The organism is Pseudomonas sp. LFM046 (assembly GCF_000949385.2).
Lineage (GTDB): Bacteria > Pseudomonadota > Gammaproteobacteria > Pseudomonadales > Pseudomonadaceae > Metapseudomonas.
The window spans coordinates 1,772,370-1,790,922 of sequence record NZ_JYKO02000001.1 but is presented as its reverse complement, the minus strand read 5'-3'; the positions used below and the strand labels follow the sequence as shown (position 1 = coordinate 1,790,922).

16 protein-coding genes are annotated in these 18,553 nt (G+C 64.2%); 10 read left to right on the top strand and 6 right to left on the bottom strand.

Annotation, left to right across the window (positions count from 1 at the left end):
- The first annotated feature begins 43 nt into the window (after positions 1-43).
- From TQ98_RS08350 to TQ98_RS08340, 3 genes are all read left to right on the top strand, one after another.
- Complete coding sequence (locus TQ98_RS08350; RefSeq protein WP_044874886.1) at positions 44-1,348, top strand: urate hydroxylase PuuD; 1,305 nt, start codon at positions 44-46, stop codon at positions 1,346-1,348.
- A gap of 245 nt (positions 1,349-1,593) precedes the next feature.
- Entirely contained in the window at positions 1,594-2,940 is a 1,347-nt protein-coding gene (locus TQ98_RS08345; protein WP_044874885.1) for a nucleobase:cation symporter-2 family protein, read from the top strand.
- A 173-nt stretch (positions 2,941-3,113) separates the two neighbouring features.
- Positions 3,114-3,965 carry a nucleoside-binding protein gene (locus TQ98_RS08340; RefSeq protein ID WP_103102914.1) on the top strand — a complete coding sequence of 284 codons (852 nt, stop codon included), beginning with the start codon at positions 3,114-3,116 and terminating at the stop codon, positions 3,963-3,965.
- A gap of 182 nt (positions 3,966-4,147) precedes the next feature.
- Here TQ98_RS08340 and TQ98_RS08335 read toward each other — a convergent pair whose 3' ends face one another.
- The 5 genes from TQ98_RS08335 to moaA all read right to left on the bottom strand — a co-directional run bounded on the left by TQ98_RS08335 (position 4,148) and on the right by moaA (position 9,020).
- Positions 4,148-4,957, bottom strand: coding sequence for an outer membrane protein OmpK (locus TQ98_RS08335; RefSeq protein ID WP_044874884.1), 810 nt, complete (start codon positions 4,955-4,957; stop codon positions 4,148-4,150).
- A gap of 123 nt (positions 4,958-5,080) precedes the next feature.
- Positions 5,081-5,329: a hypothetical protein gene (locus TQ98_RS08330; RefSeq protein ID WP_044874883.1), complete on the bottom strand. Its 249-nt coding sequence runs from the start codon at positions 5,327-5,329 to the stop codon at positions 5,081-5,083.
- 298 nt (positions 5,330-5,627) lie between these two features.
- The gene (locus TQ98_RS08325; RefSeq protein WP_044874882.1) at positions 5,628-6,446 is read right to left on the bottom strand and encodes a transporter substrate-binding domain-containing protein; all 819 of its coding nucleotides are present in this window, start codon (positions 6,444-6,446) and stop codon (positions 5,628-5,630) included.
- A 100-nt stretch (positions 6,447-6,546) separates the two neighbouring features.
- Entirely contained in the window at positions 6,547-7,905 is a 1,359-nt protein-coding gene (locus TQ98_RS08320; RefSeq protein ID WP_103102913.1) for an 8-oxoguanine deaminase, read from the bottom strand.
- Between the two features lie 119 nt (positions 7,906-8,024).
- On the bottom strand, positions 8,025-9,020 hold the full coding sequence (gene moaA / locus TQ98_RS08315) for a GTP 3',8-cyclase MoaA (protein ID WP_044874879.1): 996 nt from the start codon (positions 9,018-9,020) through the stop codon (positions 8,025-8,027).
- Between the two features lie 201 nt (positions 9,021-9,221).
- On the opposite strand from moaA, the gene TQ98_RS08310 reads away from it, so the two are divergent.
- Positions 9,222-9,842 carry a TetR/AcrR family transcriptional regulator gene (locus TQ98_RS08310; RefSeq protein ID WP_044874878.1) on the top strand — a complete coding sequence of 207 codons (621 nt, stop codon included), beginning with the start codon at positions 9,222-9,224 and terminating at the stop codon, positions 9,840-9,842.
- Positions 9,843-9,961: 119 nt separating this feature from the next.
- On the opposite strand, the gene TQ98_RS08305 is transcribed toward TQ98_RS08310, so the two are convergent.
- A complete protein-coding gene (locus TQ98_RS08305) occupies positions 9,962-10,399 on the bottom strand; it encodes a heme-binding protein (protein ID WP_044874877.1) in 438 nt (145 codons plus the stop codon).
- Positions 10,400-10,760: 361 nt separating this feature from the next.
- Between TQ98_RS08305 and gcl the strand changes: the two genes are divergently transcribed.
- The 6 genes from gcl to TQ98_RS08270 all read left to right on the top strand — a co-directional run bounded on the left by gcl (position 10,761) and on the right by TQ98_RS08270 (position 18,496).
- Positions 10,761-12,536: a glyoxylate carboligase gene (gene gcl, locus TQ98_RS08300; RefSeq protein WP_044874876.1), complete on the top strand. Its 1,776-nt coding sequence runs from the start codon at positions 10,761-10,763 to the stop codon at positions 12,534-12,536.
- A gap of 91 nt (positions 12,537-12,627) precedes the next feature.
- The gene (hyi, locus tag TQ98_RS08295; protein WP_044874875.1) at positions 12,628-13,410 is read left to right on the top strand and encodes a hydroxypyruvate isomerase; all 783 of its coding nucleotides are present in this window, start codon (positions 12,628-12,630) and stop codon (positions 13,408-13,410) included.
- A gap of 140 nt (positions 13,411-13,550) precedes the next feature.
- On the top strand, positions 13,551-14,441 hold the full coding sequence (locus TQ98_RS08290; protein WP_044874874.1) for a 2-hydroxy-3-oxopropionate reductase: 891 nt from the start codon (positions 13,551-13,553) through the stop codon (positions 14,439-14,441).
- 317 nt (positions 14,442-14,758) lie between these two features.
- Positions 14,759-16,033: a glycerate kinase gene (locus TQ98_RS08280; protein ID WP_103102912.1), complete on the top strand. Its 1,275-nt coding sequence runs from the start codon at positions 14,759-14,761 to the stop codon at positions 16,031-16,033.
- Positions 16,030-17,445 carry a pyruvate kinase gene (gene pyk / locus TQ98_RS08275; protein WP_044874870.1) on the top strand — a complete coding sequence of 472 codons (1,416 nt, stop codon included), beginning with the start codon at positions 16,030-16,032 and terminating at the stop codon, positions 17,443-17,445. The genes TQ98_RS08280 and pyk overlap by 4 nt, the downstream gene beginning before the upstream one ends.
- 142 nt (positions 17,446-17,587) lie before the next feature.
- The gene (locus TQ98_RS08270; protein WP_103102911.1) at positions 17,588-18,496 is read left to right on the top strand and encodes an urea transporter; all 909 of its coding nucleotides are present in this window, start codon (positions 17,588-17,590) and stop codon (positions 18,494-18,496) included.
- The last annotated feature ends 57 nt before the right edge of the window (positions 18,497-18,553 follow it).

The following is an 18,553-nucleotide window of genomic DNA, read 5'->3' as shown; positions in this document are numbered from 1 at the left end:
CCAATGATCGGCGTGCCGGTCAGCGGGAAAGAGGTAACAAACTGTGGAAGCACATTTGACCGAATGGCTGAACCTGAGCATTCGCTGGGTTCACATGATCACCGGCATCGCCTGGATCGGCGCATCGTTCTACTTCGTCTGGCTGGAGAACAACCTTAACCGTGCGAACCCGCGCGACGGTCTTTCGGGTGATCTCTGGGCCATCCACGGTGGCGGTATCTACCACCTGGAGAAATACAAGCTCGCTCCGCCGAAAATGCCGGAGAACCTGCACTGGTTCAAATGGGAAGCCTATTTCACCTGGATGTCGGGCGTCGCCCTGCTGACCGTGGTGTTCTACCTGAACCCGACCCTGTACCTGATCGCACCCGGCGTGGACATCGCCCCGGCTGCAGCCGTCGCCATCGGCATCGGCTCGCTGGTCGCAGGCTGGTTCATCTATGACTTCCTCTGCGACTCGCCGCTGGGCAAGACCCCTGCCCTGCTCGGCCTCGTGCTGTTCGTGCTGGTTGTTGGCGCTGCCTGGGGCTTCACCCATGTCTTCAGCGGCCGTGGTTCCTACATCCACGTCGGCGCGCTGATCGGCACCATCATGGTCGGCAACGTGTTCCGCATCATCATGCCGGCCCAACGTGCCCTGGTTAAGGCGATCGAAGAGAACCGCACCCCCGATCCGGTACTGCCGGCCAAGGGCCTGCTGCGTTCGCGCCACAACAACTACTTCACCCTGCCGGTGCTGTTCATCATGATCAGCAACCACTTCCCGAGCACCTACGGCAGCCAGTACAACTGGCTGATCCTGGCGGGGATCGCGGTGATTGCAGTGCTGGTGCGCCACTACTTCAACACCCGCCACGACAGCAACAAGTTCGCCTGGACCCTGCCGGCCGGCGCCCTGGGCATGATCTGCCTGGCCTTCGTCACCGCGCCGAACTACAAGGCCGCCGAACCCAGCCTGGCCGTGGAACCCGCCCACCAGGAACAGGCCGCTCCGGCTGCCACCGAGAGCAAGCCCCAGGCTGCCGAACAGGCCGCTGCCCCGTCGCAACCGGCTGCAGCCGCACCGGCCCAGGCCAGCGCTGCCGGCGATAGCTTCGAGAAGGTCCACAGCGTCATCAAGGAGCGCTGCGCCGTCTGCCATTCCGCCAAGCCCACCAGCCCGATGTTCACCGCGGCGCCGGGCGGCGTGATGTTCGACACCCCGCAGCAGATCCAGATGCTCGCTCCGAAGATCCAGGCCCAGGCTGTCGCCAGCCAGATCATGCCGCTGGGCAACATCACCCAGATGACCCAGGAAGAGCGTGATCTGATCGGTCGCTGGATCGCCCAGGGTGCGAAGACCAACTGAGCATCGGCGAGAGACTGGGGCGTAGCGTCGCTCCAGCTTCTCGCGCACGACCACGGCGGGCGGTGACCCCAAGCAACGCCCGCTCTTAAGCCTGCCCCCAGGCGGGCTTTTTTTATTCCTCGCAGTACCGTAGTACCCGGCCGGGTGTCCGCACCCGGCCAGCAACATGACTACCCGGCAGGCCGCCCCCACGAAGCGCGGCCTGGCCAAGCGACTTACAAGAACAAAATCGCCAGAGGTGTTGCATGACCACTCCGACAGAGCGGGATACCGCCCTTTCGCCTGCTGACCAGCGCCTGCCCCTGATGCAACTGCTGCTCGTTGGTTTCCAGCATGTTCTCCTGATGTACGGCGGCGCCGTTGCCGTCCCCCTGATCGTCGGCCAGGCCGCCGGTCTTTCCCGTGAAGAAATCGCCTTCCTGATCAATGCCGACCTGCTGGTTGCCGGCATCGCCACCATCGTGCAGTCCCTGGGGATCGGCCCGATGGGCATCCGCATGCCGGTGATGATGGGCGCCAGCTTCGCCGCCGTGGGCAGCATGGTGGTGATGGCGGGGATGCCGGGCGTGGGTATCCAGGGCATCTTCGGCGCCACCATCGCCGCCGGCTTCTTCGGCCTGCTGCTCGCCCCCTTCATGTCGCGCATCGTGCGCTTCTTCCCGCCGCTGGTGACCGGCACGGTCATCACGTCCATCGGACTCACCCTGTTCCCCGTCGCGGTGAACTGGGCCGGCGGCGGTAGCAAGGCGGTTCAGTTCGGTGCCCTGGAATACCTGTCCATCGCCGCATTGGTCCTGGGCGTGATCCTGCTGGTGAACCGCTTCCTCAAGGGTTTCTGGGTCAACGTCTCGGTGCTGATCGGCATGGCCCTGGGCTATGCGCTGGCCGGCGCCTGCGGCATGGTGGACCTGGAAGGACTGGAGCAGACGCCGTGGTTCCAGATCGTGGAACCCCTGCATTTCGGCATGCCCAAGTTCGAATTGGCGTCGGTGCTTTCGATGTGCCTGGTGGTGGTGATCATCTTCGTCGAGTCCACCGGCATGTTCCTCGCCCTGGGCAAGCTCACCGGCCGCGACGTCTGCCCCAACGCCCTGCGCCGAGGCCTGCTGTGCGACGCTGGCGCTTCCTTCCTGGCGGGCTTCTTCAACACCTTCACGCACTCGTCCTTCGCCCAGAACATCGGTCTGGTGCAGATGACCGGCGTGCGCAGCCGCTACGTGACCGTAGCCGCAGGGTCCTTCCTCATCGTGCTCAGCCTGCTGCCCAAGGCGGCCTTCCTGGTGGCCTCGATCCCGCCGGCGGTACTCGGCGGCGCAGGTATCGCCATGTTCGGCATGGTGACCGCCACCGGCATCAAGATCCTCCATGAAGCGGACATCGCCGATCGACGCAACCAGTTGCTGGTTGCCGTGAGCATCGGCATGGGCATGGCCCCGGTGGTACGCCCCGAGTTCTTCGCTCAGCTGCCCCACTGGATGGAACCGATCACCCACAGCGGCATCGCCATGGCCACCGTGAGTGCCCTCACCCTGAACCTGCTGTTCAACATCCTGGGCGAGAAGGACCGCAGCCAGCACTGCGCCGCCCACTAACCCTATTTGCTCCCATCCTGCCGTGCCCATGAGGCGCGGCGGGAACTCCACAGCCCGTCTACCCGACGGGCTCTTTTAAGCACTTTCCTGGTACCGGCCCGCATCTGCGCAAGGCCGCTCAGGAGGCGTTCACCCACGATTTCGGCAGTACAACAACAAGAAGGAGTCATTGAATGCTTCGCTATCCCGCCCTGGCGCTCGGCGCCGCCCTGCTCTCCACCAGCCCGACCGGCTTTGCCGCCGAAGACGGCAAGTTCTTCGAGTGGACGAGCAACAGCGTCGGCTTCCGCTACGGCCAGCAATTCACCAACCCGAACAACCCGGACAAGTTTTCCAAGCGCATCTACAACTTCACCCACGCCGACGGCTACCGGTACGGCAGCAACTTCTTCAACCTGGATGTGTTCCTCTCCGACAGCCGTGACCCGCGCAAGGGAACGGACCATGGCGGCAGCGAAGTCTATGCGGTCTACCGCCACCAGCTCTTCGCTTCGCGGGTGTTCGACCAACCCCTGGGCACCGGCCTCGTGAAGGACTACGCCTTCACCTTCGGCTTCGACGCCAACCGCAACAACAACCGCGCTTCGGCCAAGAAACGCGCCCTGGTATTCGGCCCGACCCTGAAGCTCAACGGTGCCGCCGTGCTGGACCTGAGCCTGATGTACTACCGGGAGAAAAACCATTCGGGCATCCCCGGCGCCAAGCACCCCGACCACACCTTCGACGCCACCTACATGGTCAACCTGACGTGGCTCAAGCCGTTCCAGCTGGCTGACCACGACGCCAAGTTCCAAGGCTTCGTCAATTACGTCGGCGAGAAAGGCGAGGACTACTTCGACAAGGACACCGCCCCGGAAACCCTGATGCGCACGTCCCTCATGTTCGCCACTCTGCCCGGCGCCAAGCGCAAGCCGAACCTCTGGCTCGGCGTTGGCTACGAGTACTGGCACAACAAGTTCGGCGTGGACGGCGGCCGGGGCAGCCGTACCTCGACGCCGACGGTGAACCTGGAATTCACCTTCTGATTCCGCTCGGACCGCTATCTGCAGGAGCGAATTCACTCGCGATCGCCCGCGCATGAAGGGCAGGCCTTCGGCCTGCTTCGCGAATGAATTCGCTCCTACAAGAGCCCGCGACATGTTCCATCTCCCCTTCTAACCGAGGGAAAGGCGCACCGCGCCCTCCCCCGGTCTTTTTCCCGATGGGATCAGAAGTGCACCTTGACCAGCAGGCTGGCGGTGTTCTGGTCGGTGCCACCCAGGATTTCGTCGCCCAGGAAGCTCTCGCTGTCGATGCCGTACTTGTCCTTCCAGTAGTCGTACTCGACACCGACGTAGAGCTGCTTCTCGCCCCAACCCATGGCCTTGCCCAGGTCGTACTTCACCTGCGGATTGAAGTGCAGGTTGGCGTGGTAGGTGCCGCGATCGTTCTCGTCGTTGTCCACCACCCAGTCCATGAAGCCGTCGATCAGGATGTCGGAGTTGCCCACCGGGATGGTGTAGCTCCACACCGGAGTGATCTGCCACACGTCGTCGCCGGGACGGCTGCCGTCGGTCTGGCGGTTGTAGAAGTTGACCTGGAAGTAATCGAAGCCGGGGATGGCGAGGTCGAAGCCCGGACCGATCAAGTACGACTCGACGTCGCCTTCACCGAACTCGTAGGTCATGGCCAGCAGCACGTCGGTCACCGGGCCGAACTGGATCTTCTGATCGAAGATCTTGCCCAGGGAAAGGCGCGGCTGGAATTCGCCGTAGTAGGTGTTGTCGCCGACCATGGCGTCCTTGTCACCGTTGTAGAAAATCTTGTCGAGGAAGAAGAAGTTATCGCCGTACTTCCAGCCGTCGGCGTGCTCGAAGGTCACGGTCTGCTGGATCTCCGGATTGACCTTGTAGTCCTGGCCATAGAGGTAGGTCAGGCTGTTGTTCTGCCAGAACAGCAGGTCACCGGCGATGGCCTGGCCGCCCCCGAGCAATCCAGTCGAGAGGGCGAGGCAGTGCGGCAGATACTTGGCATTCATGGTTGTTCCCTTGTTGTAGTTGGCTTTCAGGTTTTTCCGCGCCGCACCCACCCGAAACCCGCCCTGGAATCAGGGCAGGCTGCAGAGGGGTTCGGAGCTGGAGGGGGTTGCGCGCGCCAGGCGTCAGCCGGTCAGGCCGAGGCTGGAGTGGCGGGCGATACCGGACGGGCTGTCTTCAGCGTTGCGCTGTTCGGCTGCATCCAGGGAGTTCTGCAGGACCTCATTCATCAAGGCCCAGGGTTTGATTTCTTCTGCTTGTACGCACGCGAGTACGAGGCCCGGCAGCCCGAACAGCACACCGGCGATTACCCCGGGCGTGCTGGTGCCGGCGAGCAACAGATGGAGAACCGAGAAGCGGGAACGCCTCGACACGGGAGGGTCTTCAAGGTCGTATCGGGGGACGGAGCGAACCCCGGATTTGTCGGATGAACTCATGGGTAAAGCCTGCCTATTGTTTTTGTCGGTCGTGGGCTTACAGGGTGGCGATGAACACCCCATGCAGTTACGTCATCAGAAAAAGCTGATCTGGCGGTCAGGATTTTCCAAATTATATACACGCTGTGAACAACGCAAACAACACTTTCTTTCAGAATTGTGTACAAACCGCCGAGCGGAGACTCCTCGATTCAAGCCCGACGTGCCTGCCACGGGCGTTCTGGCGCGATGCCGATCAAGGGGTGCCCTTCTCTTTCTGGCGCTTGAGGAAGTCGATCTTCCACTGCTCCATCCCGAGGTATTCGGAGTCCAGGTTGGCTTCCACCTGGTAGCGCGCCTTGAGCGCATCCACCTCTTGCCGGTGCTCGGTGAGGAACCGGTCGAAGCGCTGGATCAACTCGGGGTATCTCAGGCTGGACAGGTTGAAGGTGCCCCGCGTGTGCGGCAGCTTCGGGTCGAACACCAGGGCGCCTGGGCGCGCACGGATGTTGTCGAGGTAGTAGGTGGCAACCACCACGTTGTAGTAGGCGCCATCGGCCTGCTGTTTCATCGCTTGCTTGATCATCTGGCCAAGGTCGGCGCTGCGCACCACCTGGGTCTCGCCGGCATCGATGCGGCCCTGGTAGGACCAGGGCGTCCAGCCGTCCACCACCGCCAGCCGCTGCAACTGCTCGACACCCTTGCCCTGGCGCTTGGGCGCTACCAGCACCCCGTCGACGTACTGCACCACCGGCAGGCTGTAGGCGATGCCCTTGCCGCCCTTCAGATCCCCCGCCCAATTGGGGTTATCCGGGTATTTGAAGTCGACACTGCCATTGAGCAGATGCTGGGTCAGCTGATTGACCGGCAGCGGCTGGTATTGGAAATCCAGGCCGGCACTACGGGCGAACAAGTCCAGCAGATCACGGGCGAACCCCTGGTATTCGCCCTGGTCACTGACCCAGTAGTGGGGCTGGAAATTCTGCTTCTCCACTCCGATCACATAGGTCTGCGCCGAGGCGCCGTTCGCGCACAACAAGCCGGCAGCCAGCCAGCCTAAAACCTGAGGCTTCATTACCTTCTCCTTGTTTTCCGGGGGTACTGACAGGCAGGCGCGAGCGTGCTCGCGAACGGGCGTGCGCCAATTTTCGCGAACAAGCTCGCTCCTGAGGGTGTTACTCGCCCAACACCAGTTGCCGCGCCAGGCGGTTGTGGCGCTCCAGCACACGGGGCAGGTCCACGGTGACCAGTTGGCCGTCGCGGACCACCACCTTGCCGTTGATCACGCTGGTGGAGACATGGGTCGGGGTGCAGAAGACCAGCGCCGCAAGCGGATCGTGCAGGGCGCCGGCATAGGCGATGTGATTGAGGTCGAAGGCGACGAAGTCCGCCACCATACCCGGCGCGAGGGCGCCGATATCGTTGCGGTTGAGCACCTTGGCACCGCCCAGGGTGGCGATTTCCAGGGCCTCGCGAGCGGTCATGGCGTCAGGACCGAAGCCCACACGCTGGAGCAGCAGTGCCTGGCGCACCTCGCCGATCATGGTCGCGCCGTCGTTGGAGGCGGAACCATCCACCCCCAGCCCCACGGGCACGCCGGCATCACGCATCCGCCGTACCGGTGCAATACCAGAGGCCAGGCGCATGTTCGAGCAGGGGCAGTGGGCAACGCCGGTGCCGGTACGGGCGAACAGCTCGATGCCGTGCTCGTCCAGCTGCACGCAGTGGGCGTGCCAGACGTCGTGGCCGACCCAGCCCAGGTCCTCGGCGTACTCGGCCGGCGTCATGCCGAACTTCTCGCGGCTGTAGGCGATGTCGTTGACGTTCTCCGCCAGGTGAGTGTGCAGCGACACGCCGTAGTGGCGCGCCAGCACGGCGGCTTCGCGCATCAGGTCACGGCTCACCGAGAACGGCGAGCACGGCGCCACCACCACCCGCAGCATCGAGCCATGGGAGGCGTCGTGGTAGTCCTCGATCAGGCGCTGGGACTCCTTGAGGATGTCGGCCTCCTTCTCCACCACCGAATCCGGCGGCAGGCCACCCTGGCTGCGACCGACGCTCATGCTGCCGCGCGCGGCGTGGAAGCGCATGCCGATCTCCTTGGCGGCATGGATGCTGTCGTCCAGCTTGCAGCCGTTGGGGTAGATGTAGAGGTGGTCGCTGGAAGTGGTACAGCCGGAGAGGATCAGCTCGGCCATGGCGGTCTGGGTGGAGACCTCGATCATCTCCGGGGTCAGTCGCGCCCAGATCGGGTAGAGGTTGGTCAGCCAGTTGAACAGCTCGCCGTCCTGAGCTGCAGGCACTACGCGGGTGAGGCTCTGGTACATGTGGTGGTGGGTGTTGACCAGGCCGGGAATGACCACCTTGCCGGTCATGTCCAGCACCTCGTCGGCGGACTGCGGCAGTTCACTGCTCGGCCCCACCTGGACGATGCGGTTGTCCTCGATGAACATCCCGCCCTGCCGGATTTCCCGGCGCTGGCCGTCCATGGTCACCAGCAGGTCGGCGTTCTTGATCAAGAGTGTCTTGGCCATACAGGGCTCCTTGTTGGGTGCGCCTCGCGCACCGGTAGGCGGACAGGAAGTTGTCGGTGCGCACGGCGCACCCTACGCATAAGCGTATGTACTGCTTGGAATTCGGAATGCGAGGGCGATCAGCCGCCGGTCATGCTCATGAAGCGCACGACTTGCACCTGCTGGTCCGAGTCGAAGAAGTGCCGCTCGGGCTTGAGCCTGAGGGCATCGATCAATGCCGAACGCAGCCTCTGGCCATCGCCGGGATGACGGCGGATCAGCGCCTTGAGGTCCAGCGCACCTTCATGACCGAGACAGAGCACCAGCTTGCCTTCGGCCGTCACGCGCACGCGGTTGCAGTCGCCGCAGAAGTTGCGGCTGTGGGGTGAGATGAAACCGACCTGGGTCTCGCTGCCGATTACCTGGAAATAGCGCGACGGCCCGCCGGTGCGGTAGCTGCTGGGCAGCAAAGGGAAGCGCTGCTCGACGCGCTCGCGCACTTCTTCCGATGTGCACAGGGTGACCTTGCGCTCGTGGCTGGAGATGCTGCCGAGCGGCATCTCCTCGATGAAGCTGATGTCCAGCCCCCGCTCCACCGCAAAGGCCACCAGGTCCTGGACCTCGTCGTCGTTGCGCCCTTTCTGCACCACGGTGTTCAGCTTGATACGACGGAAGCCGGCTTCGCGCGCAGCCTTAATCCCGGCCAGCACCTGGTCCAGGCGATCGCGACGGGTGAACGCGGCGAAGCGGTCGCGCTGCAGGGAATCGAGGCTGATATTCAGGCGCGTGACTCCGGCCCGGCGCAGGTCGGCAGCCATGTGCCCGAGCTGGGAGCCATTGCTGGTGATGGCCAGGTCTTCCAGTTCCTCGCGGGCACCCAGGCGAGCCAGCAGCGAGGTCAGCCCCTTGCGCACCAGCGGTTCGCCACCGGTGATGCGGATGCGTTTCACGCCCAGACCAATGAAGGCGTCGGCGACGGCATAGAGTTCTTCGAGGCTGAGAATCTGCGCCCGGGGAGCGAAGACCATGTCCTCGCTCATGCAATAGGTGCAACGGAAGTCGCAGCGGTCAGTGACCGAGAGACGCAGATAGGAAATTCGACGCCCGAAGGGGTCGAGCAAGTGGTTGTCTTGCATGGGTGAAGTCTGCCGCAGCACGCACTGGACAGGGCTCCAGTGACATGGACGGATGCCGAATGGAAACAGAATCAAAACATTTTGTATACAGGAAATTCATCCAGTGGCTCGCTTGAGAGCGCTACAAAGCGGGTGATAACATGCCCGACCTCTCGCCGGCCGGCCTTCCTGGCGCCCCGACGAGCCAAAGAAGGAGCCGATGTGAGCAGCATTCGCGAGCGCAACAGAGACCTGATCCTGCGCGCGGCCAGCGAGGAATTCGCCGATAAAGGGTTCGCCGCCACCAAGACGAGCGACATCGCAGCCAAGGCTGGCCTGCCCAAGCCCAACGTCTACTACTACTTCAAGTCAAAAGAGAACCTCTACCGCGAGGTCCTCGAGAGCATCGTCGAGCCGTTGCTGCAGGCATCCTCGCCGTTCAACCAGGGCGGCCACCCCTTTGAGGTGCTCACGGCCTACATCCGCTCCAAGATCCGCATCTCCCGCGACCTGCCCTACGCCTCCAAGGTGTTCGCCAGCGAGATCATGCACGGTGCTCCGCACCTCTCCCCGGAGCAGACCGAGCAGCTGAACCTGCAGGCCAAGCACAACATCGAGTGCATCCAGCACTGGATCGACCAGGGACTGATGGCCAAGGTCGACCCGCACCATCTGCTGTTCAGCATCTGGGCCGCAACCCAGACCTACGCTGACTTCGACTGGCAGATCTCCACCGTTACCGGCAAGGCCAACCTGAGCGACGCCGACTACGACGCCGCGGCGGAAACCATCATTCGCCTGGTGATCAAGGGTTGTGAGGTCGAGGAGAAGGCTCAGGCCTGACCCTACAAAACGCATTCACCCCAAAAGCATTTCGCCCCCACAAGATAGGCGCCGGCCGGCACCTACCCTGTGGGGGCGAATTCATTCGCTGAGGGCTGCGCAGCAGCCCCCGCCTGATATCAAGCCGCGCCGGCGTCCGCCTTCAGGCCAACGGCTTCCACTGCGCTCACGGCGCACTGCTCATCGATATCCGACGTATCGCCACTGATGCCAATGGCGCCGATCACCTGGCCCTGACCATCACGGATCAGCACCCCACCGGGGGCGGGAACCAGGTTGCCGTCCGCCAGATTGTTCACCGCGCCGATAAAGGCCGGGCGCTGCTGGGCGTCGGCGGCGATCAGGCGCGACCCCTTGCCCAGGGCCACTGCGCCCCAGGCCTTACCGATAGCGATCTGCGGACGCAGCATGCTGGCGCCGTCCTGGCGCTGCAGGGTGATCAGGTGCCCGCCGGCATCCAGCACGGCGATGGTCAGCGGCGCAGTGCGCAGCTCCCGTCCAACGGACAGTGCGTGATTGGAAATGCTCACAGCGGTTTCCAGGGTCAGGGTGGTCATTTTCAAGCGTTCCTCGTGAGTGGTTGAACCTTGTGCGGCGTCGTCCGGGCCAGGGCTGGCGCGTCCCTGGGTCCACGCGGGCATTTTCCAGCCCGTCCTGCGGCGCATCCGAAAGCTGTAGACCACTATCCCACCGAACACAAAAAAATCAACAGATAGATACAATCACATTATTTTTTGTATACAGTATTTCCATCAGCGTTTTGAAAGCCCTTGTAGAGCCCCGTGAAACGGGCGTTTTAAAAGAGGCGCCGCCCTGCGACGTTTCACCTCACAAATGGCCTTGACCCCCCAGTCAGCTGATGAATAGAATCCAGCCACGTAGCTTGTATACAATTTTCACAAGAAAGAGGCACAAAACATGGCCAAAATGAGAGCAATTGAGGCTGCCGTCCTGGTGATGCGCCGCGAAGGCATCGACACCGCGTTCGGCATCCCCGGCGCTGCCATCAACCCGCTGTACGCGGCCCTGAACAAGATCGGCGGCGTTGACCATGTACTGGCCCGTCACGTCGAAGGCGCCTCGCACATGGCTGAGGGCTACACCCGCACCAACCCGGGCAACATCGGCGTCTGCATCGGCACCTCCGGCCCCGCCGGCACCGACATGGTCACCGGTCTGTACTCGGCATCCGCCGACTCCATCCCGATCCTCTGCATCACCGGCCAGGCCCCGCGTGCACGCCTGCACAAGGAAGACTTCCAGGCCGTCGACATCACCAGCATCGTCAAGCCGGTCACCAAGTGGGCGACCACCGTTCTGGAACCGGGCCAGGTGCCCTACGCCTTCCAGAAGGCTTTCTACGAAATGCGCAGCGGCCGCCCCGGCCCGGTGCTGATCGACCTGCCGTTCGACGTGCAGATGGCCGAGATCGAATTCGATATCGACGCCTACCAGCCGCTGACGGTACAGAAGCCGTCCGCCAGCCGCATCCAGGCCGAGAAGGCCCTGGCCATGCTGAACGACGCCGAGCGCCCGCTGCTGGTCGCCGGTGGCGGCATCATCAACGCCGACGCGTCCGCCAAGCTGGTTGAATTCGCTGAAATCACCGGCGTACCGGTCATCCCGACCCTGATGGGCTGGGGCACCATTCCTGATGACCACCCGCTGATGGCCGGCATGTGCGGTCTGCAGACCTCGCACCGCTACGGCAACGCCACCCTGCTGGAATCCGACCTGGTATTCGGCATCGGCAACCGCTGGGCCAACCGCCACACCGGTTCCGTCGACGTCTACACCCAGGGTCGCCGCTTCATCCACGTGGACATCGAACCGACCCAGATCGGCCGTGTGTTCACCCCGGACCTGGGCATCGTTTCCGACGCCGGCTCCGCACTCGACGCCTTCCTGGAAGTCGCCCGCGAGTGGAAGGCCGCCGGCAAGCTGAAGGACCGCAGCGCCTGGGTTGAATCCTGCCGCGAGCGCAAGCGCACCCTGCAGCGCAAGACCCACTTCGACAACGTGCCGGTCAAGCCGCAGCGCGTGTACGAAGAGATGAACGAGTTCTTCGGCAAGGACACCTGCTACGTCAGCACCATCGGTCTGTCCCAGATCGCCGGCGCCCAGTTCCTGCACGTGTACAAGCCGCGCCACTGGATCAACTGTGGCCAGGCGGGCCCGCTGGGCTGGACCGTTCCGGCAGCCCTGGGCGTGGTCAAGGCCGACCCGACCCGTCCGGTCGTGGCCCTGTCCGGCGACTATGACTTCCAGTTCATGATCGAAGAGCTGGCCGTGGGTGCGCAGTTCAACCTGCCCTACATCCACGTGCTGGTGAACAACTCCTACCTGGGCCTGATCCGCCAGGCGCAGCGCGGCTTCGAGATCGACTACTGCGTGCAGCTGTCCTTCGAGAACGTCAACGCACCGGAACTCAACGGCTATGGCGTGGATCACGTCGCGGTGGTCGAGGGCCTGGGCTGCAAGGCGATCCGCGTGCACGACGCCAACGACCTGCAGGCCGCCTTCGCCAAGGCCAAGCAGCTGATGGAAGAGTTCCGCGTACCGGTCGTGGTCGAGGTCATCCTGGAGCGTGTCACCAACATCTCCATGGGTACCGAGATCAACGCCATCAACGAGTTCGAGGAACTGGCCCAGAGCGGCGCCGACGCTCCGACCGCCATCTCGCTGCTGGATTGATTGCCGTCTTCCCCTCTCCTATTCGTGGTGGGAGAGGGGCTTTCACCTCCCCCTCCCGTTCGCGGGAGAGGGGAACCAGAAGGAGACACTCATGCCCCGTTTTGCCGCCAACCTGTCCATGCTGTTCACCGAAGTGGACTTCCTGGACCGTTTCGCCGCTGCCGCCGAAGCCGGCTTCAGCGGTGTCGAATACCTCTTCCCCTACGACTTCCCGGTAGAGGAAATCCGCGCCCGCCTGGACGCCAACAAGCTGGAACAGGTGCTGTTCAACCTGCCGGCCGGTGACTGGGGCAAGGGTGAGCGTGGCATCGCCTGCCATCCCGATCGCGTGGAAGAATTCCGCGCCGGCGTGGACAAGGCCATCGCCTACGCCAAGGTACTGGGCAACACCCAGATCAACTGCCTGGCCGGTATCCGCCCGCAGGGTTACGACTGCGCCACCGTCGAGCAGACCTTCGTCGAGAACCTCAAATTCGCCGCCGAGAAGCTCGAGGCCGCCGGCATCAAGCTGGTGATGGAAGCCATCAACACCCGCGACATCCCCGGCTTCTACCTGAACAACACCAAGCAGGCCCTGGCCATCCGCGAGAAAGTGGGCAGCGCCAACCTGTTCCTGCAGTACGACATCTACCACATGCAAATCATGGAAGGTGACCTGGCGCGTACCGTCGAGTCCAACCTGGCCGCGATCAACCATGTGCAGCTCGCCGACAACCCGGGCCGCAACGAGCCGGGCACCGGTGAGATCAACTACCGCTTCCTCTTCCAGCACCTGGACCGCATTGGCTACCAGGGCTGGGTCGGCTGTGAATACAAGCCGGCTACCACTACCGTTGCCGGCCTGGGCTGGCTGAAAACCCATAACGCAGTTTGACCGTTTGCTGTTCGTAGGATGGGTGGAGCGAAGCGATACCCGTCGTGCCAGGCCTGGCCCCGATGATGGGTATCGCAGGCTCCACCCATCCTACGAAGTTCGGTTCCACAACAGACATCGCGACACCAGGAGACTCTCTCATGGCAAAAATCGGATTCATCGGCACCGGCATCATGGGCAAGCCCATGGCTCAGAACCTGCAGAACGCCGGCCACACCCTGTTCTTCTCCGAGCACTTCGACAAGGCTCCGGCCGACCTTCTGGGCAACAACGGCGTTGCTCTGGCCAACCCGAAAGAAGTGGCCCAGGAAGCCGAGTTCATCATCGTCATGGTTCCGGACACCCCCCAGGTCGAGGACGTCCTGTTCCGCAAGGACGGCGTGGCCGAAGGCGTTGGCGCCGGCAAAGTCGTGATCGACATGAGCTCCATCTCCCCCACCGCCACCAAGGCCTTCGCCGAGAAGATCAAGGCCACTGGCGCCGCCTACCTGGACGCCCCGGTTTCCGGCGGTGAAGTAGGCGCCAAGGCCGCGACCCTGAGCATCATGGTCGGTGGCTGCCCGAACGCCTTCGAACGCGCCCTGCCGCTGTTCCAGGCCATGGGCAAGAACATCACCCGCGTGGGTGCCAACGGTGACGGCCAGACCGCCAAGGTCGCCAACCAGATCATCGTTGCCCTGAACATCCAGGCCGTTGCCGAAGCCCTGCTGTTCGCCGCCAAGAACGGCGCAGACCCGGCCAAGGTACGCGAGGCCCTGATGGGTGGTTTCGCCGGCTCCAAGATCCTCGAAGTTCACGGCGAGCGTATGATCAAGGGCACCTTCGATCCGGGCTTCCGCATCAGCCTGCACCAGAAGGACCTGAACCTGGCACTGTCCGGCGCCCGCGAACTGGGCCTGAACCTGCCGAACACCGCCAACGCCCAGCAAGTGTTCAGCACCTGCGCGGCCCTGGGTGGCAGCAATTGGGACCACTCCGCCCTGATCAAGGGTCTGGAGCACATGGCCAACTTCTCGATTCGCGAGGAGTGATGCGTTACCCACTGCAAGGTTGAGCTGAAATACCCCGTATGTGGGTGCTGAGCGAAGCGAAGCCCAACATCGAGCCGGCAGCTCCGATCGTTGAGCCTCGCAGGCTCGGCACCCACCTACCAAAGCCCGACCTTGCCGGTGGGCCCCTTTCGACCCTCCTGGCCCGCGGTGACACGGCGCCAACGACCAGGAAGGTCGATTCCAGTCCCGAGCCGCTGCGCGCGGCGGTTCGGGACTGAAATCGGCCAGACACGCCCGGCGACTCCACTCGCCGGCATGCCGTCCTACAAGAAGCATCCGGCCACCTGGAGCCTGCCATGTCCCTCGATCCCAAAGCCTTCCTGCGCGACCTGTTCGCCACCGCAATCGCCGCCGCCCACCCACGCCAGGTGCTGGCCGACCACCTCCCCGCCGACCGTTCCGGCCGCGTCATCGTCATCGGCGCCGGCAAGGCCGCCGCGGCCATGGCCGAAGTGATCGAGCGCGAATGGCAGGGCGAGATTTCCGGCCTGGTGGTGACCCGCTACGGCCACGGCGCCGACTGCAAGAAAATCGAAGTGGTGGAAGCCGCCCATCCGGTACCGGATGCCGCCGGCCTGGAAACCGCTCAGCGCGTGCTCAGGCTGGTCAGCGGGCTGTCGGAATCCGACCGGGTGATCTTCCTGCTCTCCGGCGGCGGCTCCTCCCTGCTGGCCCTGCCCGCCGAAGGCCTCACCCTCAAGGACAAGCAGGCGATCAACAAGGCCCTGCTGAAGTCCGGCGCCTCCATCTCCGAGATGAATTGCGTGCGCAAGCACCTCTCGGCGATCAAGGGCGGCCGCCTGGCCAAGGCCTGCTGGCCGGCCACCGTTTACACCTACGCCATTTCCGACGTGCCCGGTGACGAGGCCACCGTGATCGCCTCCGGCCCCACCGTGGCCGACCCGACCACCTCTGCCGAAGCCCTGGCCATCCTCGCCCGCTACAAGATCGAGGTGCCGGCCCATGTGCGCGCCTGGCTGCAGGACCCGCGCTCGGAAACCGTGAAGCCCGGTGATCCCTGCCTGTCGCGTAGCCACTTCCAGCTGATCGCCACGCCCCAGCAGTCCCTCGACGCCGCCGCCGAGAAAGTGCGCGCCGCCGGGCTGACCCCGCTGATCCTCGGCGACCTGGAAGGCGAATCCCGCGAGGTGGCGAAGGTCCACGCCGGTATCGCCCGCCAGGTGGTGCTGCATGGCCAGCCGATCAAGCCGCCCTGCGTGGTCATCTCCGGCGGCGAGACCACCGTGACCGTGCGCGGAGATGGCCGCGGCGGGCGCAACGCCGAGTTCCTGCTGAGCCTGACCAACACCCTGAAGGGCCTGCCGGGCGTCTACGCCCTGGCCGGCGACACTGACGGCATCGACGGTTCGGAAGACAACGCCGGCGCCATCATGACCCCCTGCAGTTTTGCCCGCGCCGCCAAGCTCGGCCTTTCCGCCAGCGATGAACTGGACAACAACAACGGCTACGGGTATTTCGCCGCCCTCGGCGACCTTATCGTCACCGAACCTACCCGCACCAACGTGAACGACTTCCGCGCCATCCTGATCCTCGAGAGCCCTGAAAAATGACGCCTGACAAGAAAGTAAAAATCCTCGCCACCCTCGGTCCGGCAATCAAAGGCATCGACGACATCCGCCAGCTGGTGGAGGCCGGCGTCAACCTTTTCCGCCTGAACTTCAGCCACGGCGAGCACGCCGACCACGCCCAGCGCTACCAGTGGGTGCGTGAGGTAGAGCGCCAGCTGAACTACCCCATCGGCATCCTCATGGACCTGCAGGGCCCGAAGCTCCGCGTAGGCCGCTTCGCCGATGGCAAGGTCAACCTCGAACGCGGCCAGGCCTTCCGTCTGGACCTGGACAGCACGCCGGGCGACGCACGCCGGGTCAACCTGCCCCATCCCGAGATCATCGAGGCGCTGGAGCCAGGCATGAACCTGCTGCTGGACGACGGCCGCCTGCGCCTGCAGGTAACCGCCAAGCACGCCGACGCGGTAGAGACTCAAGTGATTGCCGGCGGCGAGCTGTCCGACCGCAAGGGCGTCAACGTGCCGGAAGCGGTGCTGCAGCTCTCCCCGTTGACCGCCAAGGACCGCCGCGACCTGGACTTCGGTCTGGAGCTGGGCGTTGACTGGGTGGCCCTGTCCTTCGTACAGCGCCCTGAAGACATCGTCGAAGCCCGTGAGCTGATCAAAGGCCGCGCCTTCCTCATGGCCAAGATCGAGAAACCGTCGGCCGTCGTGCACCTGGAAGAGATCGCCCGCCTCTGCGACGCCATCATGGTCGCCCGTGGTGACCTGGGCGTCGAAGTACCGGCCGAGAACGTGCCGCGTATCCAGAAGGACATCATCCGCACCTGCCGCCAGCTGGGCCGGCCGGTGGTGGTAGCCACCCAGATGCTGGAATCCATGCGCTTCTCCCCGGCGCCGACCCGTGCCGAGGTGACCGACGTCGCCAACGCCGTGGCCGAGGGCACCGATGCAGTCATGCTGTCCGCCGAAACCGCCTCCGGCGACTACCCGCTGGAAACCGTGCAGATGATGAGCAAGATCATCCGCCAGGTGGAGAACGGCCCGGACTTCCAGAGCCAGCTCGACGTCAGCCGACCGCAGGCCGAAGCCACCGCCTCGGACGCCATCAGCTGCGCCATCCGCCGCATCAGCAGCATCCTGCCGGTAGTCGCGCTGGTGAACTACACCGAGTCGGGCAGCTCCAGCCTGCGCGCCTCCCGCGAGCGGCCCAAGGCGCCGATCCTCAGCCTCACGCCGAACCTCAACACCGCGCGTCGTCTGACTGTGGCCTGGGGCATCTATTCGGTCGTCAATGAACGCCTGCACAAGGTCGAGGAGGTCACCAGCACTGCGCTGGAGATCGCCCAGGCCCAGGGCATGGCGAAACGTGGCGATACCGTGGTAATTACCGCCGGCGTGCCTTTCGGCCAGCCGGGCAGTACCAACAGCCTGCGGATCGAAACCCTGATTTGATGTGAATGACCCGGAGCGCCGGGGTCCGAAGAGAACCCGCGCTCCCCGCACCGGCCAGTCCGGACGGACTTGAGCATCCCATCTGGCCACTGCCAGTTAGTCGGCGCCCTTTCACCGGGGCGCCTCTTTTTTTCAAACAGCCATGCATCGACTGCCTCTACGACCCGAAGTCCGCAGCTGGGCCTCCGCCCAGTTGAACGGTTTCAGCCAGATCTTCCTCCAGCGCCACCCCGGGTGCGGTGCCCTGATCCTGCTCGCCATCGCCGTGGGCGCCCCCAGCCTCCTGGGCGGAGCCCTGCTCGGCGGTGCCGCCGCCTGGCTTACGGCGGTGCGCCGGCACTACGCCCGCGAAGACATCGAAGCCGGCCTCTATGGCTACAACGGGGCACTCCTGGGCCTGCTGCTCAGCGTGCGCTTCGAACCGTCGCTCTATCTCGCGCTGCTGATCCTCTGCGCAGGCGGCCTGTCGAGTCTGCTGCTGAACCCGCTGCTCAAGGCGGTGCGCCAACGCAATTGGCTGCCGGCCTACACCTCGCCCTTCGTCGGCCTGGGCTGGCTGCTGCTGGCCCTGGGTGGTCCGCTGGAGCTGACGCCGTCCGCCGCCGCTGCCGTTAGCCTGCAGCCCAGCTGGGTCGAGACGCCGTTGGCGGTCGTGCGGGGTATCGGCCAAGTGATCTTCCTCGACCAACCCCTGGCCGGCATCCTGGTGCTGGGCGCCCTCTTCCTCGCGGGTTGGCGGGTGGCGCTCTGGGCGCTGCTGGGCTCGGTCACCGCCCTGGTCCTCGCCATGCTCCAGGGCATGCCTGAACAGGCGGTGCTGGAGGGCCTGTTCAGCCTGAATGGCGCGCTGATCGCCCTCGCCCTGGGCAAGGATTTCCGCCGCCCCTGGTGGGTGCTGGCCGGCATCCTGCTGGGCGTGACACTGCAACCCTGCTTTGCACTGGTCGGCCTGCCGGCCATGACCGCGCCCTTCATCCTTGCCTGCTGGCTGGTGCTGGCGACCAAGCGGCTGCCGGGCCTGGTGCAGTCAGCACCGTCGCGGCCGTTGTAGGAGGCCATATAGAGCACCAAGGCTTCACTCGAAAACAAAAAGCCCGGACCAGGTCCG